We start from the raw sequence: 18,820 nt of genomic DNA on the forward strand, positions 1-18,820 counted from the left end.
GGTCGGCGGAGCCGGTTCCAGGGTGAGGAGCGAGCGATGGCGCACACTTCGGAATGGAAGGTCCACCTCTACCTCTTCGAGGACGAGGGCACGACGAAAGCACGGGTGGTGCTGGACACCGGGACCACCACACTGACCGGCCACGGCACCGCGCACTGCAGTCCCGCGGACACCGACGTGCCGGAGATCGGTGACGAACTGGCCGCCGGCAGGGCTCTGTACGACCTCGGCCGGCAACTGGTCGTCATCGCCGAAACGGACATCGGGGCCGAGGGAGCGCCCGTGGCCGAAAAGGAGCGGTCACCGGCCGTCGGCTGGCCCATGTGACCGGCGTCCGCCTCGTGACCGACGCGAGCGCCGCGGCCGGGTCCGCAGCGCTCGTCTCGTGCGTGCTCGATCGTTAGTGGGCGCTCACGCCCTGGTGGCGGGAGTCCGGGAGGCGTCGGCCCGGTACCCGATGTGGCCGGTGATCGAGACCACGCCGTCGACGTTCCGGCACAGCCGGATGATGATGGGGACCAGGCTGCTGACGTGGACGGATCCCCCAAGGGTGACCTGTCCTTCGCGCACCTCGACGGTCACGTCCGAGGGGGCGAGGTGCAGCGTGCGCTGCAACACGTCCCGGACGATCTCGTCGCGGACGGCGTCGTCCCGGCGCAGGAAGATCCGCAGCAGGTCGCCGCGGCTCACGATGCCCCTGAGCCGGTCCGCCTCGTCCACCACCGGCAGCCGCTTGATGTTCCGCAGCGCCATGACGCGGGCCGCCTCGACCACGGTCCACTCCGGGCGGGCGCAGACGGCGGGAGCCGACATCAGCTCCTCGGCCCTGGTTCCCTCTGCCTTGGCGCGTTCCCAGGCCTCCAGACGGGGAACCGGTGTGGCGCTCGCCGGATCGCTCCGGGCGGAGCACTTGCGCAACAGGTCGGCCTCGGACACCACGCCCAGCGGGTGGTCCAGTTCGTCCACCACGGGTACTGCGGTGATGCCGTGGTCCGCCAGCAGCTCGGCGATCTCCTTGAACGGTGTGTCCCGCCGGGCCCTGACGACGTCATGGGTCATCAGGTCGGCGACCGTACGGTGCTGCATGTCGCGCCTCCTTTCCCCGGTGTGACGGCCGACAACCGTCACATTCCAGCCGACTGTCCTCACACTTCCAGGGTGGCAGGAACGAGCCGTTCGAAGGAGAGTCGGACAGGACCCGTCTGGGGCTGTTCGGCCCGGTCAACGGGCTGTTCGGCCCTTCGGAGCAGGGTTCTGGAGCCCATGTGGAGCAACGCCGTTACGTGCCACCGTGGACGCAGGAGCGGTTCGAGGAAGCAGGTGTGGATCATGCATGCTCGACTCGGTGATGTGCTCATTGTCGAAAGCCCGACCACCGGAGTGACCAAGCGCGACGGCGAGATCGTCGGACTGCACCACGAGGACGGCACGCCGCCCTACGACGTGCGCTGGTCGGACACCCGTGAGGTGACGCTCGTGTTCCCCGGGCCCGACGCGCATGTCCGTCATGTCGTGCACGGTCCGGCCGATCCGGCCGCCGACCCGGGCCGGACGGGCACGGACTGAGGCCGACGGAGCGGAGTTTCCCATGACCAGGCGCTGAGGCCCGACCGACCGGTACGATCGCTCGCGCCGACCACCTGCGCGTCCGTCAGGCTCGGTACCAGGGGCGGGAATCGGGGATGCGGAGGCGGGGCGGGCATGTCGACGTCATCGGAGGACGTGCGGGATCCGCAGGCGAGCCTGCGCGATCTCGAAATGATGCTGGACGCGATCACCGACCAGGCGATCATCAAACTCGGCCCCGGCGGCGAGGTCGTCCGGTGGAGCCGCAGCGCCCAGGCGATGACCGGGTACGAGCAGCGTGAGATGCTCGGCCGGCCGGTGGCCGTCCTGCACACCCCGGAGGACCGCGAGGCCGGGCTGGCAGGACAGGAACTGGAGACGGTCCGCCGGGACGGGAGGCGGACCTTCCAGGGCTGGCGGCTGCGCAAGAACGGCGAACGGTTCCTGGCCCAGGTGACGCTGACGCCCGTGCGCGAGCAGGACGGAACGGTCGGCGGCTTCGTCAAGACGCTCAAGGACGTCACGGAGAGCGCGCGGGCCGAGTCGCTGTTCCACGGTCTGCTGGAGTCGGCCCCCGACGCCATGCTGATCGTGGGCCAGGACGCGCGGATCGTCCTGGCCAACCGGCAGACCGAGACGCTCTTCGGCTTCGAACGCGACGAGTTGACCGGCCGGGAGATCGAGGTGCTCGTGCCCGCCCGGTTCCGCAGCCGCCACATCGGCCATCGCGACGGCTTCCTGCACGATCCCCGGATGCGGCCGATGGGCGCCGGGCTCGAACTGTACGGTCTGCGCCGGGACGGCACCGAGTTCCCCGTCGAGATCAGCCTCAGCCCGCTGGAGACCGCCGAGGGCCGACTGGTGGCCGCCGCGATCCGGGACGTGACCGAGCGCCGGGAGACCGAGCAGCGGCTGCAGCGGCAGCGGGACGAGATCCTGGAGCTGTCCACGCCGGTGATCCAGGTGTGGGACAAGATCCTGGTGCTGCCGATCATCGGCACCCTGGACACCCTGCGGGCGACCCGGCTGACCGAGGGCCTGCTGGAGAAGATCGCCCGCACCCAGGCCGAGGTCGCCATCCTGGACATCAGCGGGGTGCCCACCATCGACACCCAGGTCGCCCAGCACCTGCTCAAGACGGTGCAGGCGGCCGCGTTGATGGGGACGGTGAGCATCATGAGCGGAGTGCGCCCGGAGACCGCCCAGTCCATGGTGCACCTGGGCATCGACATGGGCCGCCTGCGCTCCCGCAACACCCTCCAGGACGCGCTCCAGCTCGCGCTGGCGATACTGGCCGAACGGGCCGGTACGGCGGCCGCGGCCACGCGTGCGCTGTCCACGGGGGAGGGACGGTGACCGAGGACGTCGTACCGGTCATGCGCATCGGTGACACGCTGCTGGTGGCGCTGCAGGGCGATCTCGACGACACGACGGTGATCCGGATCGAGGAGCAGCTCACCCGGGAGATCGCGAACACCTCGGCGACCGGCATGCTGATCGACGTCAGCAGGCTCAGCGTGGTCGACTCCTTCATCGCGCGGGTGCTCGCCCGGATCGTGGCGATGGTACGGCTGCTGGGGGCACAGGCGGCCGTGGTCGGGATCCAGCCCGCGGTCGCCATCACCCTCGTGGAACTCGGTGTCCCGATGGGGCACTTGGACACGGCCCTGACGGCCGAGCAGGGACTGGCGCTGCTTCAGCGGCTCCGCCGCGACGACACCGGCACGGACCTGCCGTGACGACCGGGTCCTTCACGAACCACGAGCCGGACGTCTTCGGCATCGGCCACGAGGCCGACCTGATCCGCGTCCGCAAGGTGCTGCGCGCCGAGGCAGAGACGGCGGGCCTCAACCTGGTGGACGCCACGAAGCTGATCACCGCCGGCAGCGAACTCGCCCGCAACATCCTCAACTATGCCACCGGCGGGCGCGGCCGGATCCGCGTCGAGCAGATCCATCGCGAGGGCCGCCGGGGAGTGCGGGCCACGTTCAGCGACGACGGCCCGGGCATCGAGGACATCGACGCCGCGCTGACCGACGGATTCAGCACCCGGGGCAGCCTCGGCCTGGGACTGCCCGGCGCACAACGCCTGGTGGACGACATGACCATCACGTCCGACACCACGTCGGGCACCACCGTGGTGATCGTGAAATGGGAGCGCTGAGCATGCCCGGGGAGGGACGGCGCTGAGCGAGAGCGAGCACCAGCGGCACGAGATCCGAGCCGAGGAGGACGTCGGCGCACTGCGCCGGACGGTGGCCCGCACGGCCGTCACCCGGTCCGCGCTGCGCCCCGGCGTCGCCGAACTGGTCGCCACCGAACTGGCCACCAACCTGCTCCGGCACGCCCATCCCGGAGGGTACGTGCTGACCCGCGGGACCGGCGACGGCATCGAGCTGCTCTCCGTCGACCACGGTCCCGGGATGGCCGCGCCGCCCCAGGACGGGTACCCGGCGACGGCGCCCCCGGCACCGCGCGGGCGCGGCCTCAACGCCGGGCTCAACGTGATACGTCGTCATGCCACCGAGTTCGACTGGTACTCCACCCGGAACGGCACGGTGGTCTACGCGCGGCTCGGCGGCACGGCGCCCGCCCCGGCACAGCGATGGCGCTTCGGCGCCGTCAACGTTCCCCTGGGCGGCGACGGCGAGTCGGGCGACGCCTGGGCCGTGACCCCCGGTCCCCGGCCCGCCGCCCTGCTCGTCGACGGACTGGGGCACGGACCCGACGCGGCCCGCGCGGCACGCGCCGCGGTCACCGCCTTCGAACGGCAGCCGGTCACCGATCTCGACACCTTCATCCGGAACGCCCACGAGGAGATGCGCGCGACCCGGGGCGGTGTCCTCGGTGTCTGTCTGATCGACCCCGACCGCGGCCAGCTGACGTACGCGGCGGTCGGCAACGTCACCGGGCGGGTGCTCACGGGCTCCGGAAACGCGCACCTCCTGGACCGCCCCGGCACCCTGGGCACCCACCTGCCGGTGCCCCGCACCCGTCTTCAGCGCTGCGCCTGGGAGCCGGGAGCGACGCTCGTGCTGGTCTCCGACGGGATCCGCTCCGGCTGGAGCCCGGAGGACCACCCGCAACTGCTGCGGCGGCACCCGGCGATCGTCGCGGCCGTCGTCCACCGCGACCACTGCCGGCCCACCGACGACGCCACGGTTCTCGTCGTGCGCGACGAAGGGGGCGTGCCATGATGGGCGGGCATATGACGGACGAGGAAGGACGGCCGGTCATGGGGGACCCACGCGATCCCCAACTCCCGGACAGTGCGGAGCTGATCGCCGACCTGCGCCAGGAACTGGAGGACACCAACCGGGGCCTGATCGCCCTGCACACCGAACTGGACGCCGCCCGGCGCTCCGAGGCGCGGCTCGCGGCGATCGTGACCTCCTCCGACGACGCCGTGATCTCGGTGGATCCCGGGCCGGCGTATCTCCTGCAGACCTGGAACCCGGGCGCGCAGCGCCTGTTCGGGCACACCGACCGCCACATCCTCGGCCGGCCCGTGGACCTGCTGATGCCCCCGGACGCGCTCGGCGCCTTCCGCGCGGCGGTGCAGGACGTCCGCTCCCAGGGGCACACCGCACCGCACCGGAGCCGATGGCGACGCGAGGACGGCACCGAGGTCGACGTGGAGGTCACGGTCTCGGCCGTGCGCGAGACCGACGGGGTGCTGATCGGCTTCTCCACGGTGGCCCGTGACATCACTCAACAGCTGTCCGCCCAGGCCGAGTTGACGGCTGCCCGGGCCGAGCGTGAGGTGATGGCGGACCGTGACCGCATCGCTCGTGATCTGCACGACCTGGTCATCCAGCGGCTGTTCGCCAGCGGCCTGACCCTGCAGGCCGCGCTGAGCCGGATGGCCGGCCCGAAGGACAGCGCCGAGCGGATCGAACGGGTGGTCGGCGACCTGGACGACACCATCAAGACCATCCGCACCACCATCTACGGCCTGCGCGAGCAGGACCAGATCCGCAGCGCCGCCGGCACGCGCTCCCGGCTCGTGGCGATCGTCGAACGGGCCGCGGAGGTCCTCGGATTCGCCCCCGCCCTGCGCATGAGCGGCCTGCTGGACACCGACGTCCCCGCCGAGCACGCCGAGCACCTGCTGGCCGTGCTCGGCGAGGCCCTCTCCAACTCCGCCCGGCACGCGGATGCGACCGCCGTCGACGTCAACGTCGAGGCCGGCGGCGGAATCCTGCGCCTGGAAGTGGCGGACAACGGCTGCGGCATCGACCCGGCCGTCACCCGGCGCAGCGGTCTGGCCAACCTCCGGCGGCGCGCCGAGGAACGGGGCGGCACCTTCGCCCTCACCCCCAACCGGCCGACGGGCACGGTGCTGGTGTGGAGCGTGCCCCTGCCGGGAGATCACGGCTGACCGCCGAGGCCTCCCCGCGGACTCCGGGCCGGGGAGCTGCCGACGACCGGCAACTCGACACACTCCGTGGTGCGCACCACGTACCTCAGAAGGCGGCCGAACAGCCAGGGCATGCCCTCCATGCCCTGCTGCACGGTCACGACCCGGGCCGGCCCCAGTTCAAGTCGTTCGTCCCCCAGGCGCATCCAGCACCCGCCGGCGGCCTGGACGTTCTTCAACCAGTCCGACCGGCGCCCGAAGTTGAGACCGACGACCACCTTGTCCGCGCCGCGGAACGCCCGCAGCGGCGTGTGACGCACCCGGCCGGTGCGGCGACCGACGTGCTCAAGGTCGGCGAACCCGGCGTGACCGGCCAGGTGCAGCGTGGCGCGGTTGACGCGCCCTCGGGTCAATCGGCTCAGGCTTCGGGGAAACGTCATCAGGACTCACCGCGGTGTGGCGTCCGCAGGCGGGCGGTCGGCGGTCCGGTCCGGGGTGGGGACGGCGTCCTCCGGCAGGTGTGCGTGCGGTAGGTGTACGTGGATCGCGGTCGTGCCCAGAGCCTCGTCGAACCGTGTGCCCGTCACCGCCGAGAAGCAGTGCACGGCGTCCGGGCGGACCGTGACGCGCAGTTGGCACCCCTCGCGCTGGGTGGGCCGTCCCGGCAACCGGACGATCACCGGGGCGAGGCCCTGACCGACCTTCGCGGTGGCGTGCAGATAGGCGACCGCGCCCGTGTCCTCGACCGCGTCGACCACGAGGTTCAGACCGGGAGTCCCGTCGTCCTCGGACGGCAGCACGACGAACTGCTCCGGGCGCACACCGAGCACGACCTCCGTGGCGCCCTCGGCGCCGACGGCCCGCGTCATGTCCCGGGGGAGCGGCACGACCAGCCCGCCCAGCTGTGCCCCCTCCGAAGTGAGCGGGATCCGGAAGAGGTTCATCGCGGGCGATCCGATGAAGCCGCCGACGAAGGTGTTGGCGGGGCGCTCGAACACGTCCTTCGGTGTGCCCACCTGTTGCAGCACACCGTCCTTGAGCACGGCCAGCCGGTCGCCCATGGTCATGGCCTCGACCTGGTCGTGGGTGACGTACACGGTCGTGGTGCCGAGGCGGCGCTGCAGCACGGCGATCTGGGAGCGGGTCTGCACACGCAGCTTGGCGTCCAGGTTGGACAGCGGCTCGTCCATCAGGAAGACCCGCGGTTCGCGCACGATCGCGCGGCCCATGGCCACCCGCTGGCGCTGGCCGCCCGAAAGGGACTTGGGCTTGCGGTCCAGGTAGTCCTGGAGATCGAGGATGGTCGCGGCCTCCTGGACGTGCCGCCGGATGTCGGGTTTCGGCATCCGTGCGATCTTGAGGGCGAAGCCCATGTTGGCGGCCGTGGTCATGTGCGGATACAGCGCGTAGTTCTGGAACACCATCGCGATGTCCCGGTCCTTGGGCGGCAGATGGGTCACGTCCCGTCCGCCGATGCGGATCGCGCCCGAGTCGACCTCCTCCAGCCCCGCGAGCATCCGCAGGCTGGTCGACTTGCCGCAGCCGGACGGCCCCACCAACACCATGAACTCGCCGTCGGCCACGTCGAGATCGAGCTCGCTCACGGCCGGCCGGTCCATTCCCGCGAAGCGGCGGGTCGCCTTGTCGAAGCTGACGGAGGCCATGGCCTTCCCCTCCCCGAATCCTCTCCTCCCTCCAGCCTGGAACGGCCGACGCCGCCGCGGCAGGACCCGATCGACCCGCATCGGGTGCCGGTCGGTCCCTTGGGGTTCCCGGCAGCCCGGACAAGGCTGAACAGGAGGGGGTGCAAGGGGGGAGGATCCATGCCCGGTCCGCGCATGAGGCTCAACCGTTCCAGGCACCGGGACAGGGACGCCGCCAACACCGGGACAGTGCGCCTGGTCCCACCGGAAGCGGAACGCCCGGTCGCGGGAGACGCGGGAGACGATCCGGTCTTCGTCGACGCCACCGGGCGTCGCGGCCTGCGCCTGCGCCGCCTCGCCTACGCGGCAGGGGCACTGTGCGCCGCGTACACCGGGGTGCTGGCGCTCAGCCTCCTGGAAGCGACGCCGTTCGCCCCCAGGACCGTGCTGCCGGTACCGGGGCTGCCTTCGGAGAAGCCCGGCACCGTCCGTGAGCCGCCCGGCCACGGCCCGCCCACGGCCTCCACGTCACCCGGACCCGATGGCGCGTCCGAGTCGCCGTCCCACGTCCCGGAACCGCTGCCCGGCTCCTTGGACCCGTCCGCGAGCGGCGCAGGCCCCTCCGCGCCGGTGACGGACCCCGGCACGTCGTCCCCGCCCACCTCCACGCCCTCGCCCACCGCCCCCGGCACCAGCCCGACCTCGCCCGGCAGCAGTCCGTCGGGCGCGACCGCCACGGCTTCCGCCACACCATCGGACGCGGACCAGGCGACGACGAGCACCCCGACGTCGCCGACCGCTTCCGGCGCACCCACGGGAACCTGACCATGTCCGCGCGGCCGCAGCGGCGCACCACCGGACCACGGCGGACCCGCCGTGGCTCCACCTCCCGCCCGCGGATCTTCTCCCTGCTGCTCGTCCTCGCCCTGACCGCGGGGATTCTGCTGCTCCACGGCTACACGCACGGGGAGTTCGCCGCCGACCGCCGGGTACACCCACCCGTGGCATCCGACCGGGTACCGCGGGCGGTGCTGCACGGCGGCCCGGTGATCGAGACCGACGGAACCCGCACGCGCGGCCACCGACTGCCGGACCGTACCGTCGCCCTGACCTTCGACGACGGCCCGGATCCCGTCTGGACCCCGCGGATCCTCGACGCCCTCGACCGGCACCACGCCAAGGGCACGTTCTTCGTGACCGGCGCGGCGGCGGCCCGGCAGCCGGGTCTGGTACGGCGGACCGTCGACGCCGGGCACGAGATCGGCGTGCACACCTTCACCCATCCCGACCTGGTGTATCAGTCGGCGTCCCGGACGGACCGCGAACTGGCCCAGACCCAGCTCGCGTTGGCCGGTGCGGCAGGCATCCACAGTTCGCTGGTGCGGCCGCCGTACTCCTCGCACGCCGCCGATCTGGACGACCTGTCCTGGCCGGTGATCCAGCGGCTCGGGCGGAAGGGGTACATCACCGCGCTCGTCGACATCGACACCGAGGACTGGCGGCGACCGGGCGCGTCCGCCATCGCGGCGCGGGTGACCGGACGACTGACCGGTCAGGGAGCCGTGGTGCTGCTCCACGACTCCGGCGGTGACCGCTCCCAGACCGTGCGGGCGCTGAACCTCCTCATCCCCGAACTCCAGGCCCGCGGCTACCGCTTCACCACGGTCACCGCGGCGTTCGGCGCCGGCGGCGCCCATCATCCGGTCGCCGGGGCGGAGTTGTGGAGCGGACGCGTCTTCGTGGCCGCGGTGACCGTGGGCGATCGGCTCGTACCCGCCCTCGCCGTGCTGATGACCGCGGTCGGCGGGCTGATGCTGCTCCGCTTCGCGGCCGTGGTCCCGCTGGCCCGCCACCACGCCCGGCGCCGCCGGGCCCCGGGCTTCTCCTGGGGAGCGGAGATCACCGAACCGGTCAGCGTGGTGATCCCGGCCTACAACGAGCGCAAGTGCATCGCCCAGACCGTGCTCTCCGTGGTCAGGAGCGAGCACCCGGTCGAGATCCTCGTGGTGGACGACGGATCCACCGACGGCACGGCCGGGGTCGTGGAGTCGCTCGCCCTGCCGGGCGTCACCGTCCTGCGGCAGCCCAACCGGGGCAAGGCCGCCGCCCTGGACAACGGTGTCGCGCACGCCTCGCACCGACTGGTCGTGACGATGGACGGCGACACCGTCTTCGAGCCGGGCACCGTGCACCACCTGGTGCAGCCGTTCGCCGACCGACGCGTCGGAGCGGTGGCCGGCAACACCAAGGTGGGCAACCGCGGCCGTCTGCTGGGCACCTGGCAGCATCTCGAGTACGTGATGGGCCTCAATCTCGACCGCCGTATGTACGACGTCCTCGGCTGCATACCCACCGTGCCCGGAGCCGTCGGCGCCTACCGTCGCACCGCGCTCCGGCACGTCGGCGGTCTCAGCGACGACACCCTCGCCGAGGACACCGACCTCACCATGGCGCTGCACCGAGCGGGCTGGCAGGTGGTGTACGAGGAACGCGCGCGTGCCTGGACCGAGGCGCCCGCCACCGTCGGACAGCTGTGGCGGCAGCGCTACCGCTGGAGTTACGGCACCCTGCAGGCGATGTGGAAGCACCGCCACGCCGTCGTGGAACGAGGTCACGCGGGCCACTTCGGCCGCTACGGCCTGGCCCTGGTGGTGCTGTTCACCGTGCTCACCCCGCTGCTGGCCCCGCTCATCGACCTCTTCCTGCTGTACGGGCTGCTGTTCCAGGACCCCGCGCGCACCGCGCTCGCCTGGGGCGCCCTGATCGTCGTACAACTGCTGTGCGCCTCCTACGCGTTGTGGCTGGACGGCGAGAAGCAGCGTGCTCTGTGGGCGCTGCCGCTGCAGCAGCTGTTCTACCGTCAGCTCCTGTACGCAGTGCTGCTCCAGTCCTGCACCACAGCGCTCACCGGCTCCCGGCTGCGCTGGCACAAACTGCGCCGCACGGGCCGGGTGAGCGCGCCCGCGTCGCCCGTTCCGCAGCCGGTGCCGGTGCCGGTGCCGGTGGCCGGGCAGCCCCCGGCGCCGACGTCCGCCAGGGGCCGACGCAACCTCTACCTGGACTTCCTGCGCGCCGTGGCGCTGGTGCGTGTGGTCACGTACCACACCTTCGACTGGGCCTGGCTCACCCTCGCGTTTCCCGCGATGGGCGTGATGTTCGCGCTGGCCGGCTCGCTCATGGCGGGCTCGCTCGACCGGGGCGACCGCTCCGCCGCCGCGGTGGTGCGTGCCCGCATGCGGCGGCTGCTGCCACCGGTGTGGCTGTTCGGTCTGGCCGTCGTCATCGCGATGCTCATGACCGGCTGGCGCCCGGACGAGAACGGCGGTTCGAAGGCGGCCGCGTGGGCGCGGATGGCGCTGTGGGTCGTGCCGGTCGGCGAGCCGCCGTACGCCGACACCGACTGGGCCTGGCAGATCGTCGCACCGCTCTGGTACATCCGCGCGTATCTGCTGTTCGTGATCCTTTCGCCGCTGCTGCTGCGTGCGTTCCGCCGGGCGCCGTGGCCCGCGGTGGCTTCCTTCCTCCTCCTGGCCGCTGTGGCGCAGAGCGAACTGCTGCCGCTGCCAGGCCGCGTGGCGGAGCCCTTCACCGACCTCGCCACCTTCGGAGCCTGCTGGCTGCTGGGGTTCGCGCACCGCGACGGGCTCGTACGGCGCCTGCCGACGGCCCGGGTGGCGACGGCGGCACTGACCCTCATGGTCATGGGCGGGGCATTCGCCCTCACACACCGGACCGAGGAGGGGTACGACCTCGGGGCGATCCCGCTCGGCCAGGCACTGTGGTCGTTCGGCTTCGTCCTTCTGCTGCTGCGACTCGGGCCGACCGGTGACCGTTGGGTGAGGCGCTACCGGCCCGTGCACGCCACCGTGGTCCTGCTCAACTCCCGTGCCGTGACCGTGTATCTCTGGCACGAGGTGGCGCTGGTACTCGGCGTGTTGCTCATCGATCAGATGTGGCGGGTGCCCGCACTGGAGAACACCTTGCCACTGGGCGCCACCTGGTTCCTGTACCTGCTGGTCTGGCCGCTCATCGCGCTCGCGGTGGTCATGGCCGGCTGGTGCGAGGACCGGGCGGCCCGGCGCCCGGTACGGCTGTGGCCGGGGCCCGGTCCGTAGCGGACCGTCGCGCGGCCGGCCGCGACCCTGTGAGTGCTGGGCGTGGGAGTGCCGCAACCGGCGGAACCGGGTCGCGAGGCCCCCGCGAGGCGTACGCTGAGGTGCCTGTAGGTCACGGTGCGCGCTCGCTCCCCGCGCGGGTGTACCACCGCGGCAGGGGGTACACATGGTGCAGCGCATCGTACGGAGCAGAAGGACTCTCTTCGAGCGCGAGAGCGAACTCGCCGCCGTCGACGAGGCGTTGGGGGAGCTCACCGGTCTGCGCATGGACGGGGCCGAGCCGTCCGACCGCCCTCGTGGCGCCCTGCTCGCCTTCGCGGGACGCGCCGGCATCGGCAAGACCACCCTCCTCGCCGAGGTCCGCCGCCGCGCCGCGGCCAGGGGCTGCACCGTGCTGTCCGCCCGCGGCGGCGACCAGGAACAGCGCGTCGCCTTCCACGTCGCCCGCCAACTGCTGCAACCCCAGTTCGCCGGTGCCGCCGAAACGGATCTGCGTGCCTCGCTGGGCAGTTGGTACGACATCGTCGGCCCCGCCCTCGGCCTGTGCGCGCCGACCGCGGGCGCCCCGCCCGACCAACAGGGCCTGCGCGACGGCCTGGACTGGGTGCTCACCCACCTCGCTGCGCTGCGTTCCCCGATGGTGCTGGTGCTGGACGACGCTCACTGGGCCGATCCCGAATCCCTGCGCTGGCTGGCCGCGTTCGCGCCGCGCGCCGAACAACTGCCGCTGCTGGTCGTCGTGGCCTACCGGCCCGACGAACTCCCGGACCACGCCGAGTCGTTCAGGGGCCTGCCCGGCCGGGCGGGCGGACGTCCCCTCGACCTGGAACCGCTCAGCGCCACCGCCGTCGCCCGGCTCGTGCGCGAGGCGCTCGGCGCGCAGGCCGACGACGCGTTCTGTCGCGAGTGCTGGGCCGTCACCGCCGGAAGCCCCTTCGAAACCGTCGAGTTGATCGCCAAGGTGCGCGACCGCGGGGTCACCCCGACCGAGGCGGGAGCCCATCTGCTGCGCGACCTGGCCGCCGCCGTCAAGGGCAGCGGCCTCATCGCCCGCCTCGAACGCCTCGGCACCTCCACCGTCCGCTTCGCCTGGGCCTGCGCCGTCCTCGGCACCGAGATCCACCCCCTGCTGGCCGCCGCGGTCGCCGGCCTCGGCCACGAGGAGGCCGCCGACGCGGCCGACGCCCTGCGCGGCGCCCGTATCCTCACCGGCGCCGACACCCTGGAGTTCGTCCACCCGCTGATCGCCACCGCCGTCTACCGGGCCATCCCGCCCGCCACCCGGGTCGCCCTGCACGGCCAGGCCGCCTGGTGCGTGATCAACGACGGGCAGGGCCCGGCCGCGGCTGCCCGCCACCTCCTGGAGACCCACCCCGACGGCGACAACTGGGTCGTGCAGCAACTGCGCGCCGCCGCCGAGGAGACCCTCCGCGCCGGCGCCCCCGACGCGGCCCGCCGCTACCTCGCCCGCGCCCTGCGCGAACCCCCGCCCTTCGAGGACCGCGCCGCCGTCCTCTACGAGCTCGGCTCGGCCTCCCTGCTCACCGAACCGGCGACCACGGTCAACCACCTCCGCGCCGCCCTGGAGGAACCCATCGCCGACCCCGGACTGCGCCAGCACATCGTCTACCGGCTCTCCCAGGTCCTCGCCCACAGCGACCGCCTCGCCGAGGCCTCCGACACCCTCGCCCGCGAGATCCCCGTGACCGAGGACGCCCGGGTCAGGCTGCGCATGGTCGCCGAGCAGTTCATGTGGGACGCCTTCCGCGCCGACGAACCCGACCACCCGGCCCGCTCCCGCCGCCTTGCCCGGCTCGCCGACCGCCTCAAGGGCCGCGACCTCACCGAGCGCTACATCATCGGCCTGCGCACCTGGGACGCCGTCCTGCGCGGCGAGCCCGCGCACATCGCACTCCACCACGCCGAACGCGCCCTCGCCGGCGGCCTCGGCTGGGCTGAGCCCGACCGGGGCTTCGAGGTGCCCGTCCTGGTCGCACTCGCCTTCATGTACGCCGACCGTCCTGGCCGTACCGAGGAGCTCTTCGCGGCCGGCACAGCCGACTTCGAGCGCCAGGGCTGGCGCGGCGCCCACCTCTCCTTCGCCTACACGCTCCTCGCCTACGTCCGCTACCGCCGCGGCCGCCTCGCCGAGGCCGAGGACTTCGTCCGGGCCGGACTACGGCTCGCCGAGCGCGTCGGCCCCGGCACCCCCGCCCACTGGTACGCCGTGGGCATCCTCATCGAGATCCTGCTCGCCCGCGGCCGCGTCAGCGAGGCCGCGCAGACCGCCGAGGACTACTCCTTCTGCGCGCCCTTCCCGGCCGCCGTCGTCTTCCCCGACGCCCAGACCGTGCACGGCGAGCTCCTGCTGGCCCGCGGCCTCACCAAGGAGGCGGCAGAGGAACTCTCCGCCGCGGGCCGCCGCCTCGACCCACGCGGTATCCGCAATCCCGCGTGGTGCCCCTGGCAGCTCCACCTGGCCCGCGCCGAGGCCCACGAAACCCCCGAACGCGCGGTCACCACAGCCCTCGAAGCCCTCTCCCGGGCCCGCCAGTTCGGCACCCCGTCAGCGGTGGGCCAGGCCCTGCGCACAGCAGCCGAGGTCTCCTCGGGCTCGGCCCGCACCAAGTTCCTGGAGGAGTCGGTAACCCACCTGGAACGCTCCCCGGCTGCTTATGAGCTGGCCTGCTCCCTCATCGCCCTGGGCACCGAGCTCCGCCGCATGGGCCGACCCAGGGAGGCCGCCGAACACCTGTACCGGGGCCTGGACGCGGCGGTGCAGTGCGGCGCGGACGGCTTGGTAGAGGCGGCCCGAGACGAACTGGCCGCGGCAGGCCTGCGCCCACGCCGCCTCCACAGCACGGAGACGGATACGTTGACGGCGCGCGAACGAGCGGCGGCCCACCTGGTCACTGAGGGCCTGACCGAGCCGGAGATCGCGAGGGAACTGCGCATCGAAGAGTCGGCGGTCGTACGCTTGCTCTCCGCGGTCTACCGGAAGGTGGGCACGGAGAGCACTGGTCTGGCAGCTGCTCTGAAGCCGACGTAAGGTCTGCCAACCCAAGGGGCGCGGGGAACTGCGCGACCAGCCCCCACTCACCCGCACCGGCAACACAACCCTCGGGCCCCGTACCATTGCCGCATGTCGTTCCTCCGCCGCCGCAGCGCAACCCCCGCCGGTCCAGACTTCGACGTCCTGGCCATGGACCCGGGCGACTGGCCCGGCAACCTCGGCGCCGGCCTGCTGCCCGCCCCCGACGGCTCCTGCCAGGGCGTCTTCCTGCGCTACGACCTCTTCGGCGGCCGCGGCCCCGCGATGATCATCGGCAACCTCCCCGAGGGCTCCCCGGCCCGCGAGGTCGCCGAGGGCGAGATCCCCTTCGAGGTCGCCCAGCTGCTGCTCGCGCTGGAGAACGAGGAGGAGGTGACCGTGGTCGGCGTCGAGGACATGCCCGTGATGCAGGGCGACAACCTCCTGATCGTGCGCCGCCTCAAGCTCTCCGAGAGCCGGATCTCCTGCGTCCAGTTCGACCGCAGCGACAACGTCCTGGTCACCATCGCCGCCTGGGACCGCCCCATCACCGACGACCTGTACGCCCTGCTGAAACCGCTCCCGGCGGAGCTGTTCCAGCAGGGCTGATCCGGTCGACGACACCGACGTCTACGACACCGACGACAGCACCCGCACGTCGGCGGCGCGCACGAACTCCACCCGGTGTCCGAACTGGATCTCGTAGTACAGGTCCTTGCCGACGACGACCTTGTGCGAGTCGGTGGTGAAGGTGACCGCGTAGTAGTACTCGCCGGGCACCTCGCCACCGACCACGTACCGCTGCCCCGCCGGCAGGGTGTACGGCAGCGGCGACACCGCCTGCACGGGCACTCCCGCCGGGTACGCCGAGGCCTCCGGGTAGGCGCGCCCGTACACCGGAACGCTGTCCAGACCATTCTTAGGCGTCACGACCAGGCCCTTGGCGGAGACCGCCGTCGGCGCCTTCCTCGGGTTGCGGAACCAGGCCTTCTGGCCCAGGTACCAGATCGCCGTCCAGTCCTTGTACGTGCCGGCGACCGCGTACTGCTGGCCGGTCGAGGCACGCGAGCCCACGTCGTTGACGTCGATCGTCGAGTCGGCGCCCTTGTGCAGGCCGACGTCCTTGATCAGGGCCGAGTTCTCGTCGTGGTCGGAGTACAGCCGCACCTCGCTCGAACCGTGGGCCGCGCACGGCTGACCCGCGGTGACGCAGCCCGTGTAGGCCGGCTGGTTCGTGGCGTAGTCCGGCAGGATCGTCACCAGCCCGCCCTTCTTGCCCGCGGTGCGCTCGAAGGGGTGGCCCAGCAGCTCGAAGTAGTGCCGCCAGTCCCAGTAGGGGCCGGGGTCGGTGTGCATGCCCGGGATGGTCGACGTCGTGGGGCCCGGCACGTTGTCGTGGCCCAGGATGTGCTGCCGGTCCAGCGGGATGCGGTACTTCGCGGCAAGGTAGCGCACCAGCCGCGCCGACGACCGGTACATCGCCTCCGTGTACCAGGCGTCCGGCGCCGCGAGGAAGCCCTCGTGCTCCAGGCCGATCGACTTGGCGTTGACGTACCAGTTCCCCGCGTGCCAGGCCACGTCCTTGGCCTTCACATGCTGGGCGATCAGACCGTCCGTGGAGCGCAGGGTGTAGTTCCACGACACATAGGTCGGGTCCTGGATCAGGTTCAGTACGCCGTCCCAGGCACCCTCGGTGTCATGGATGACGATGTACTTGATGCTCTGCGAGGCCGGGCGGTCGCCCAGGTCGTGGTTGCCGTAGTCGTTGTCCCCGAACTCCTCGTACGGCGCCGGGATCCACTCGCAGGACACCGACTTCGGGCACTCGGTGCCGTCGGCGGACACCGTGCGCAGACCGGTCCTCGCGAGCTGCGCGGTGTCCGGCGCCAGACCGGGCTGCGCGGCCAGTGCGACCAGCTGTCCGGCGTCGGTGGTGCGCTCCTCACCGGTGCGCAGGACGTTGTAGACATCGTTGGCATACACCGCCGCCGTGGCGGTGTCGTCCGCGCCCGAGAAGCGCGCCACCGCCCCGTACCAGTCCGCCGGGTCGTCGCTCAGCGGCTCGCCCAGCTCCTTCTGCGCGGCGGCGAGCAGCGCGGCACCGCCCGCCACATTGGCGGCTTCGTCGGTACGCAGCTGCCCCGCCGGGATCCCGGTCAGCCGGGCCGCCCTCGGTAGCGTCTTGAGGCGGGCGGGGAGCTGGGAGCTCGCCGGCACCTTCGTGTCGGGGTGCAGGGCGGCCCGGGCGCCGTCCCCGCGGGCGTCCTCCGTGCCCTCGCTGTGGTGCGAGGCGGTGGCCAGCGCGGTGCGGGCGTCGGTGAGGTGCATGGGCCCGTAGCCGCCGGTCACGCTCGGCGCCCCCGCGTGCCCGTCCCAGCGGGACTGCAGATAGGAGACGCCGAGGAGGACGCTCTGCGGCACGTGGTACTCGGCGGACGCGGCGGCGAACGCCCGCTGCAGTGAGCTCGCGGACGACCCGGCGGTGCTCGCGGCCGGGGCCGCGCCGAGCAGCGGAAGCAGCAGGGCCGCGGAGGCGAGGGCGCCGGCGGTACGGCGGGCGCGTCTGTGGCCGGGGACGGATGTGGGGTCGGTGGCGGATCCTCGCAATGCAGCCTCCAGGGACGGACGAGCGTGGCGGGGCGTGCAGGGCCGTGCGGTGGGTCAGTGGTACCGGCTGGCCGACGATCCGTCAATCATGCCCAGAGGAGGGTGATTTCCCATGTCAACACGAGGGTGGAGGAGTTTCGTGGCGGCGGCTTTCGGGCCTGCGGGGCGTCAGTGGCTTACACCAATGGCCCCTGCATACGAAGGTCCGCGGTGCGCCGCCGTTCTGGCGCACCGCGGACCTTCGCCCCCTCAGCGAGTGCCGACCGCCGCGCGTACGGCCCGGCGGGCCAGCTGGCAGTCGTCGTGCAGCCGCCGCAGCAGCAGCCGCTGTTCCTCGCCGGACGGCGCAGCACCCTGGTGGGCCACTCCCGGTGCCGCCGGGGCCGAGTCGTGCATCGAACGCTGCACGGCCGTCTCGTAGGTACGGATCTCACGGGTCAGTACGAGCATCAGGTTCACCAGGAACGCGTCCCGGGAGGCGGGCCCCGCCGACTGCGCGATCTGGCTGATCTGACGGCGGGCCACCGGGGCGTCGCCGAGGACCGACCACAGCGTCGCCAGGTCGTAGCCCGGCAGGTACCAGCCCGCGTGCTCCCAGTCCACCAGCACTGGACCGGCCGGGGACAACAGGATGTTCGAGAGCAGCGCGTCGCCGTGGCAGAACTGGCCCATGCCGTGCCGGCCCGAGGTCGCCGCGATGCCGTGCAGCAGCTTCTGCAGGTCGCCCATGTCCCGGTCGGTGAGCAGCCCGAGCTCGTGGTACCGGGAGATGCGGGCCGCGTAGTCGAGCGGGGCGTCGAACGTGCCCGCCGGCGGCCGCCAGGCGTTCAGCCGGCAGACCGCGCCCAGCGCCGCCCTGATGTCGGCGCGCGGCGGGGCCTCGGCCGGGTGCCGCTGGAGCGCCGCCACCCGTCCCGGCATCCGCTCGATGACCAGGGTGCAGTTGTCCGGATCCGCCGCGATCAGCCTCGGCACCCGCACCGGAGGGCGGTGCCGGACGAACGAGCGGTAGGCCGCTATTTCATGGCGGATCCGCTCGGACCACACCGGGGAGTGGTCCAGTAAACACTTGGCGACGGCCGTGCTGCGCCCGGTCGTTCCGACCAGGAGCACGGACCGTCCGCTGCGGCGCAGCACCTGGACCGGAGCGAACTCCGGGCAGATCCGGTGCACCGACGCGATGGCCGTACGCAGCTGGGCGCCCTGGGGGCCGGACAAGTCGAGTCTCCCGCTGAGCGGTTGGGTGCCGAGCCCCGGAACGCGCCGTGTCCTGCCCGCACCGAGCACGGGGGCGGCCGCGGGACGCGCGGGGTCGAGGTACGGGCCGCTGCCTCCCGGGCGGGGGTGCAGAGACCGGGGCGGGGCGGACACGGAGGACGATGCTGCGTACATGGGCGAAACAGATCCCTTCGTGTGCCTGCGACGTCGATGCGCTACCCGGCCCGGTCCCCTCGGGAGCACCCTGGGGAATGCACCCGCTTGTTTCCGAAAGGCGACC

General features: G+C 72.3%; 14 protein-coding genes and 2 pseudogenes. 10 read left to right on the plus strand and 6 right to left on the minus strand.

Going from position 1 to position 18,820, the window contains the following annotated elements; all coding sequences use genetic code 11:
- Positions 1 to 36 precede the first annotated feature (36 nt).
- A complete protein-coding gene (locus MQP27_RS45245) occupies positions 37 to 327 on the plus strand; it encodes a dsRBD fold-containing protein (protein WP_242776803.1) in 291 nt (96 codons plus the stop codon).
- A gap of 84 nt (positions 328 to 411) precedes the next feature.
- Here the strand turns inward: MQP27_RS45245 and MQP27_RS45250 are convergent, their stop codons facing one another.
- Entirely contained in the window at positions 412 to 1,086 is a 675-nt protein-coding gene (locus tag MQP27_RS45250; RefSeq protein ID WP_242776805.1) for a CBS domain-containing protein, read from the minus strand.
- A 243-nt stretch (positions 1,087 to 1,329) separates the two neighbouring features.
- Between MQP27_RS45250 and MQP27_RS45255 the strand changes: the two are divergent.
- From MQP27_RS45255 to MQP27_RS45280, 6 genes and pseudogenes are all read left to right on the plus strand, one after another.
- Positions 1,330 to 1,557 (plus strand): annotated as a pseudogene (locus MQP27_RS45255) (DUF1918 domain-containing protein); the annotation flags it as partial.
- Positions 1,558 to 1,701: 144 nt separating this feature from the next.
- Complete coding sequence (locus MQP27_RS45260) at positions 1,702 to 2,922, plus strand: PAS domain S-box protein (protein WP_242776807.1); 1,221 nt, start codon at positions 1,702 to 1,704, stop codon at positions 2,920 to 2,922.
- Positions 2,919 to 3,305 carry an STAS domain-containing protein gene (locus tag MQP27_RS45265; RefSeq protein WP_242776809.1) on the plus strand — a complete coding sequence of 129 codons (387 nt, stop codon included), beginning with the start codon at positions 2,919 to 2,921 and terminating at the stop codon, positions 3,303 to 3,305. Before MQP27_RS45260 ends, MQP27_RS45265 begins: the two co-directional genes overlap by 4 nt.
- Positions 3,302 to 3,730: an anti-sigma regulatory factor gene (locus MQP27_RS45270; protein ID WP_242776811.1), complete on the plus strand. Its 429-nt coding sequence runs from the start codon at positions 3,302 to 3,304 to the stop codon at positions 3,728 to 3,730. Before MQP27_RS45265 ends, MQP27_RS45270 begins: the two co-directional genes overlap by 4 nt.
- A gap of 52 nt (positions 3,731 to 3,782) precedes the next feature.
- Positions 3,783 to 4,763: a SpoIIE family protein phosphatase gene (locus tag MQP27_RS45275; RefSeq protein WP_504979100.1), complete on the plus strand. Its 981-nt coding sequence runs from the start codon at positions 3,783 to 3,785 to the stop codon at positions 4,761 to 4,763.
- A gap of 38 nt (positions 4,764 to 4,801) precedes the next feature.
- Positions 4,802 to 5,947, plus strand: a complete 1,146-nt coding sequence (locus MQP27_RS45280; RefSeq protein ID WP_242776815.1) for a PAS domain-containing sensor histidine kinase — start codon at positions 4,802 to 4,804, stop codon at positions 5,945 to 5,947.
- Here MQP27_RS45280 and MQP27_RS45285 read toward each other — a convergent pair.
- The 3 genes and pseudogenes from MQP27_RS45285 to MQP27_RS45295 form a co-directional block, all read right to left on the minus strand.
- Entirely contained in the window at positions 5,938 to 6,339 is a 402-nt protein-coding gene (locus MQP27_RS45285) for a nitroreductase family deazaflavin-dependent oxidoreductase (RefSeq protein WP_242776817.1), read from the minus strand. The genes MQP27_RS45280 and MQP27_RS45285 overlap by 10 nt on opposite strands.
- A gap of 150 nt (positions 6,340 to 6,489) precedes the next feature.
- Positions 6,490 to 7,590 (minus strand): annotated as a pseudogene (locus tag MQP27_RS45290) (ABC transporter ATP-binding protein); the annotation flags it as partial.
- 338 nt (positions 7,591 to 7,928) lie between these two features.
- Positions 7,929 to 8,384: a hypothetical protein gene (locus tag MQP27_RS45295; protein ID WP_242776819.1), complete on the minus strand. Its 456-nt coding sequence runs from the start codon at positions 8,382 to 8,384 to the stop codon at positions 7,929 to 7,931.
- Positions 8,385 to 8,396: 12 nt separating this feature from the next.
- Here MQP27_RS45295 and MQP27_RS51835 point away from each other — a divergent pair, with 12 nt between their 5' ends.
- From MQP27_RS51835 to MQP27_RS45315, 3 genes are all read left to right on the plus strand, one after another.
- Positions 8,397 to 11,684 (plus strand): glycosyltransferase, encoded by a 3,288-nt coding sequence (locus MQP27_RS51835; protein WP_372511448.1) that lies wholly within the window; start codon positions 8,397 to 8,399, stop codon positions 11,682 to 11,684.
- Between the two features lie 166 nt (positions 11,685 to 11,850).
- Positions 11,851 to 14,733, plus strand: coding sequence for an ATP-binding protein (locus MQP27_RS45310; RefSeq protein WP_242776821.1), 2,883 nt, complete (start codon positions 11,851 to 11,853; stop codon positions 14,731 to 14,733).
- A gap of 93 nt (positions 14,734 to 14,826) precedes the next feature.
- Positions 14,827 to 15,324 carry a hypothetical protein gene (locus tag MQP27_RS45315; protein WP_142149023.1) on the plus strand — a complete coding sequence of 166 codons (498 nt, stop codon included), beginning with the start codon at positions 14,827 to 14,829 and terminating at the stop codon, positions 15,322 to 15,324.
- Between the two features lie 21 nt (positions 15,325 to 15,345).
- Here the strand turns inward: MQP27_RS45315 and MQP27_RS45320 are convergent, their stop codons facing one another.
- Positions 15,346 to 17,322 carry an N-acetylmuramoyl-L-alanine amidase gene (locus MQP27_RS45320; protein ID WP_242776824.1) on the minus strand — a complete coding sequence of 659 codons (1,977 nt, stop codon included), beginning with the start codon at positions 17,320 to 17,322 and terminating at the stop codon, positions 15,346 to 15,348.
- A 249-nt stretch (positions 17,323 to 17,571) separates the two neighbouring features.
- Positions 17,572 to 18,714 carry an aminoglycoside phosphotransferase family protein gene (locus MQP27_RS45325; protein ID WP_242776826.1) on the minus strand — a complete coding sequence of 381 codons (1,143 nt, stop codon included), beginning with the start codon at positions 18,712 to 18,714 and terminating at the stop codon, positions 17,572 to 17,574.
- Positions 18,715 to 18,820 lie beyond the last annotated feature (106 nt).

Origin of the sequence: Streptomyces cylindrosporus, from assembly GCF_022698165.1 — a bacterium.
GTDB lineage: Bacteria > Actinomycetota > Actinomycetes > Streptomycetales > Streptomycetaceae > Streptomyces > Streptomyces cylindrosporus.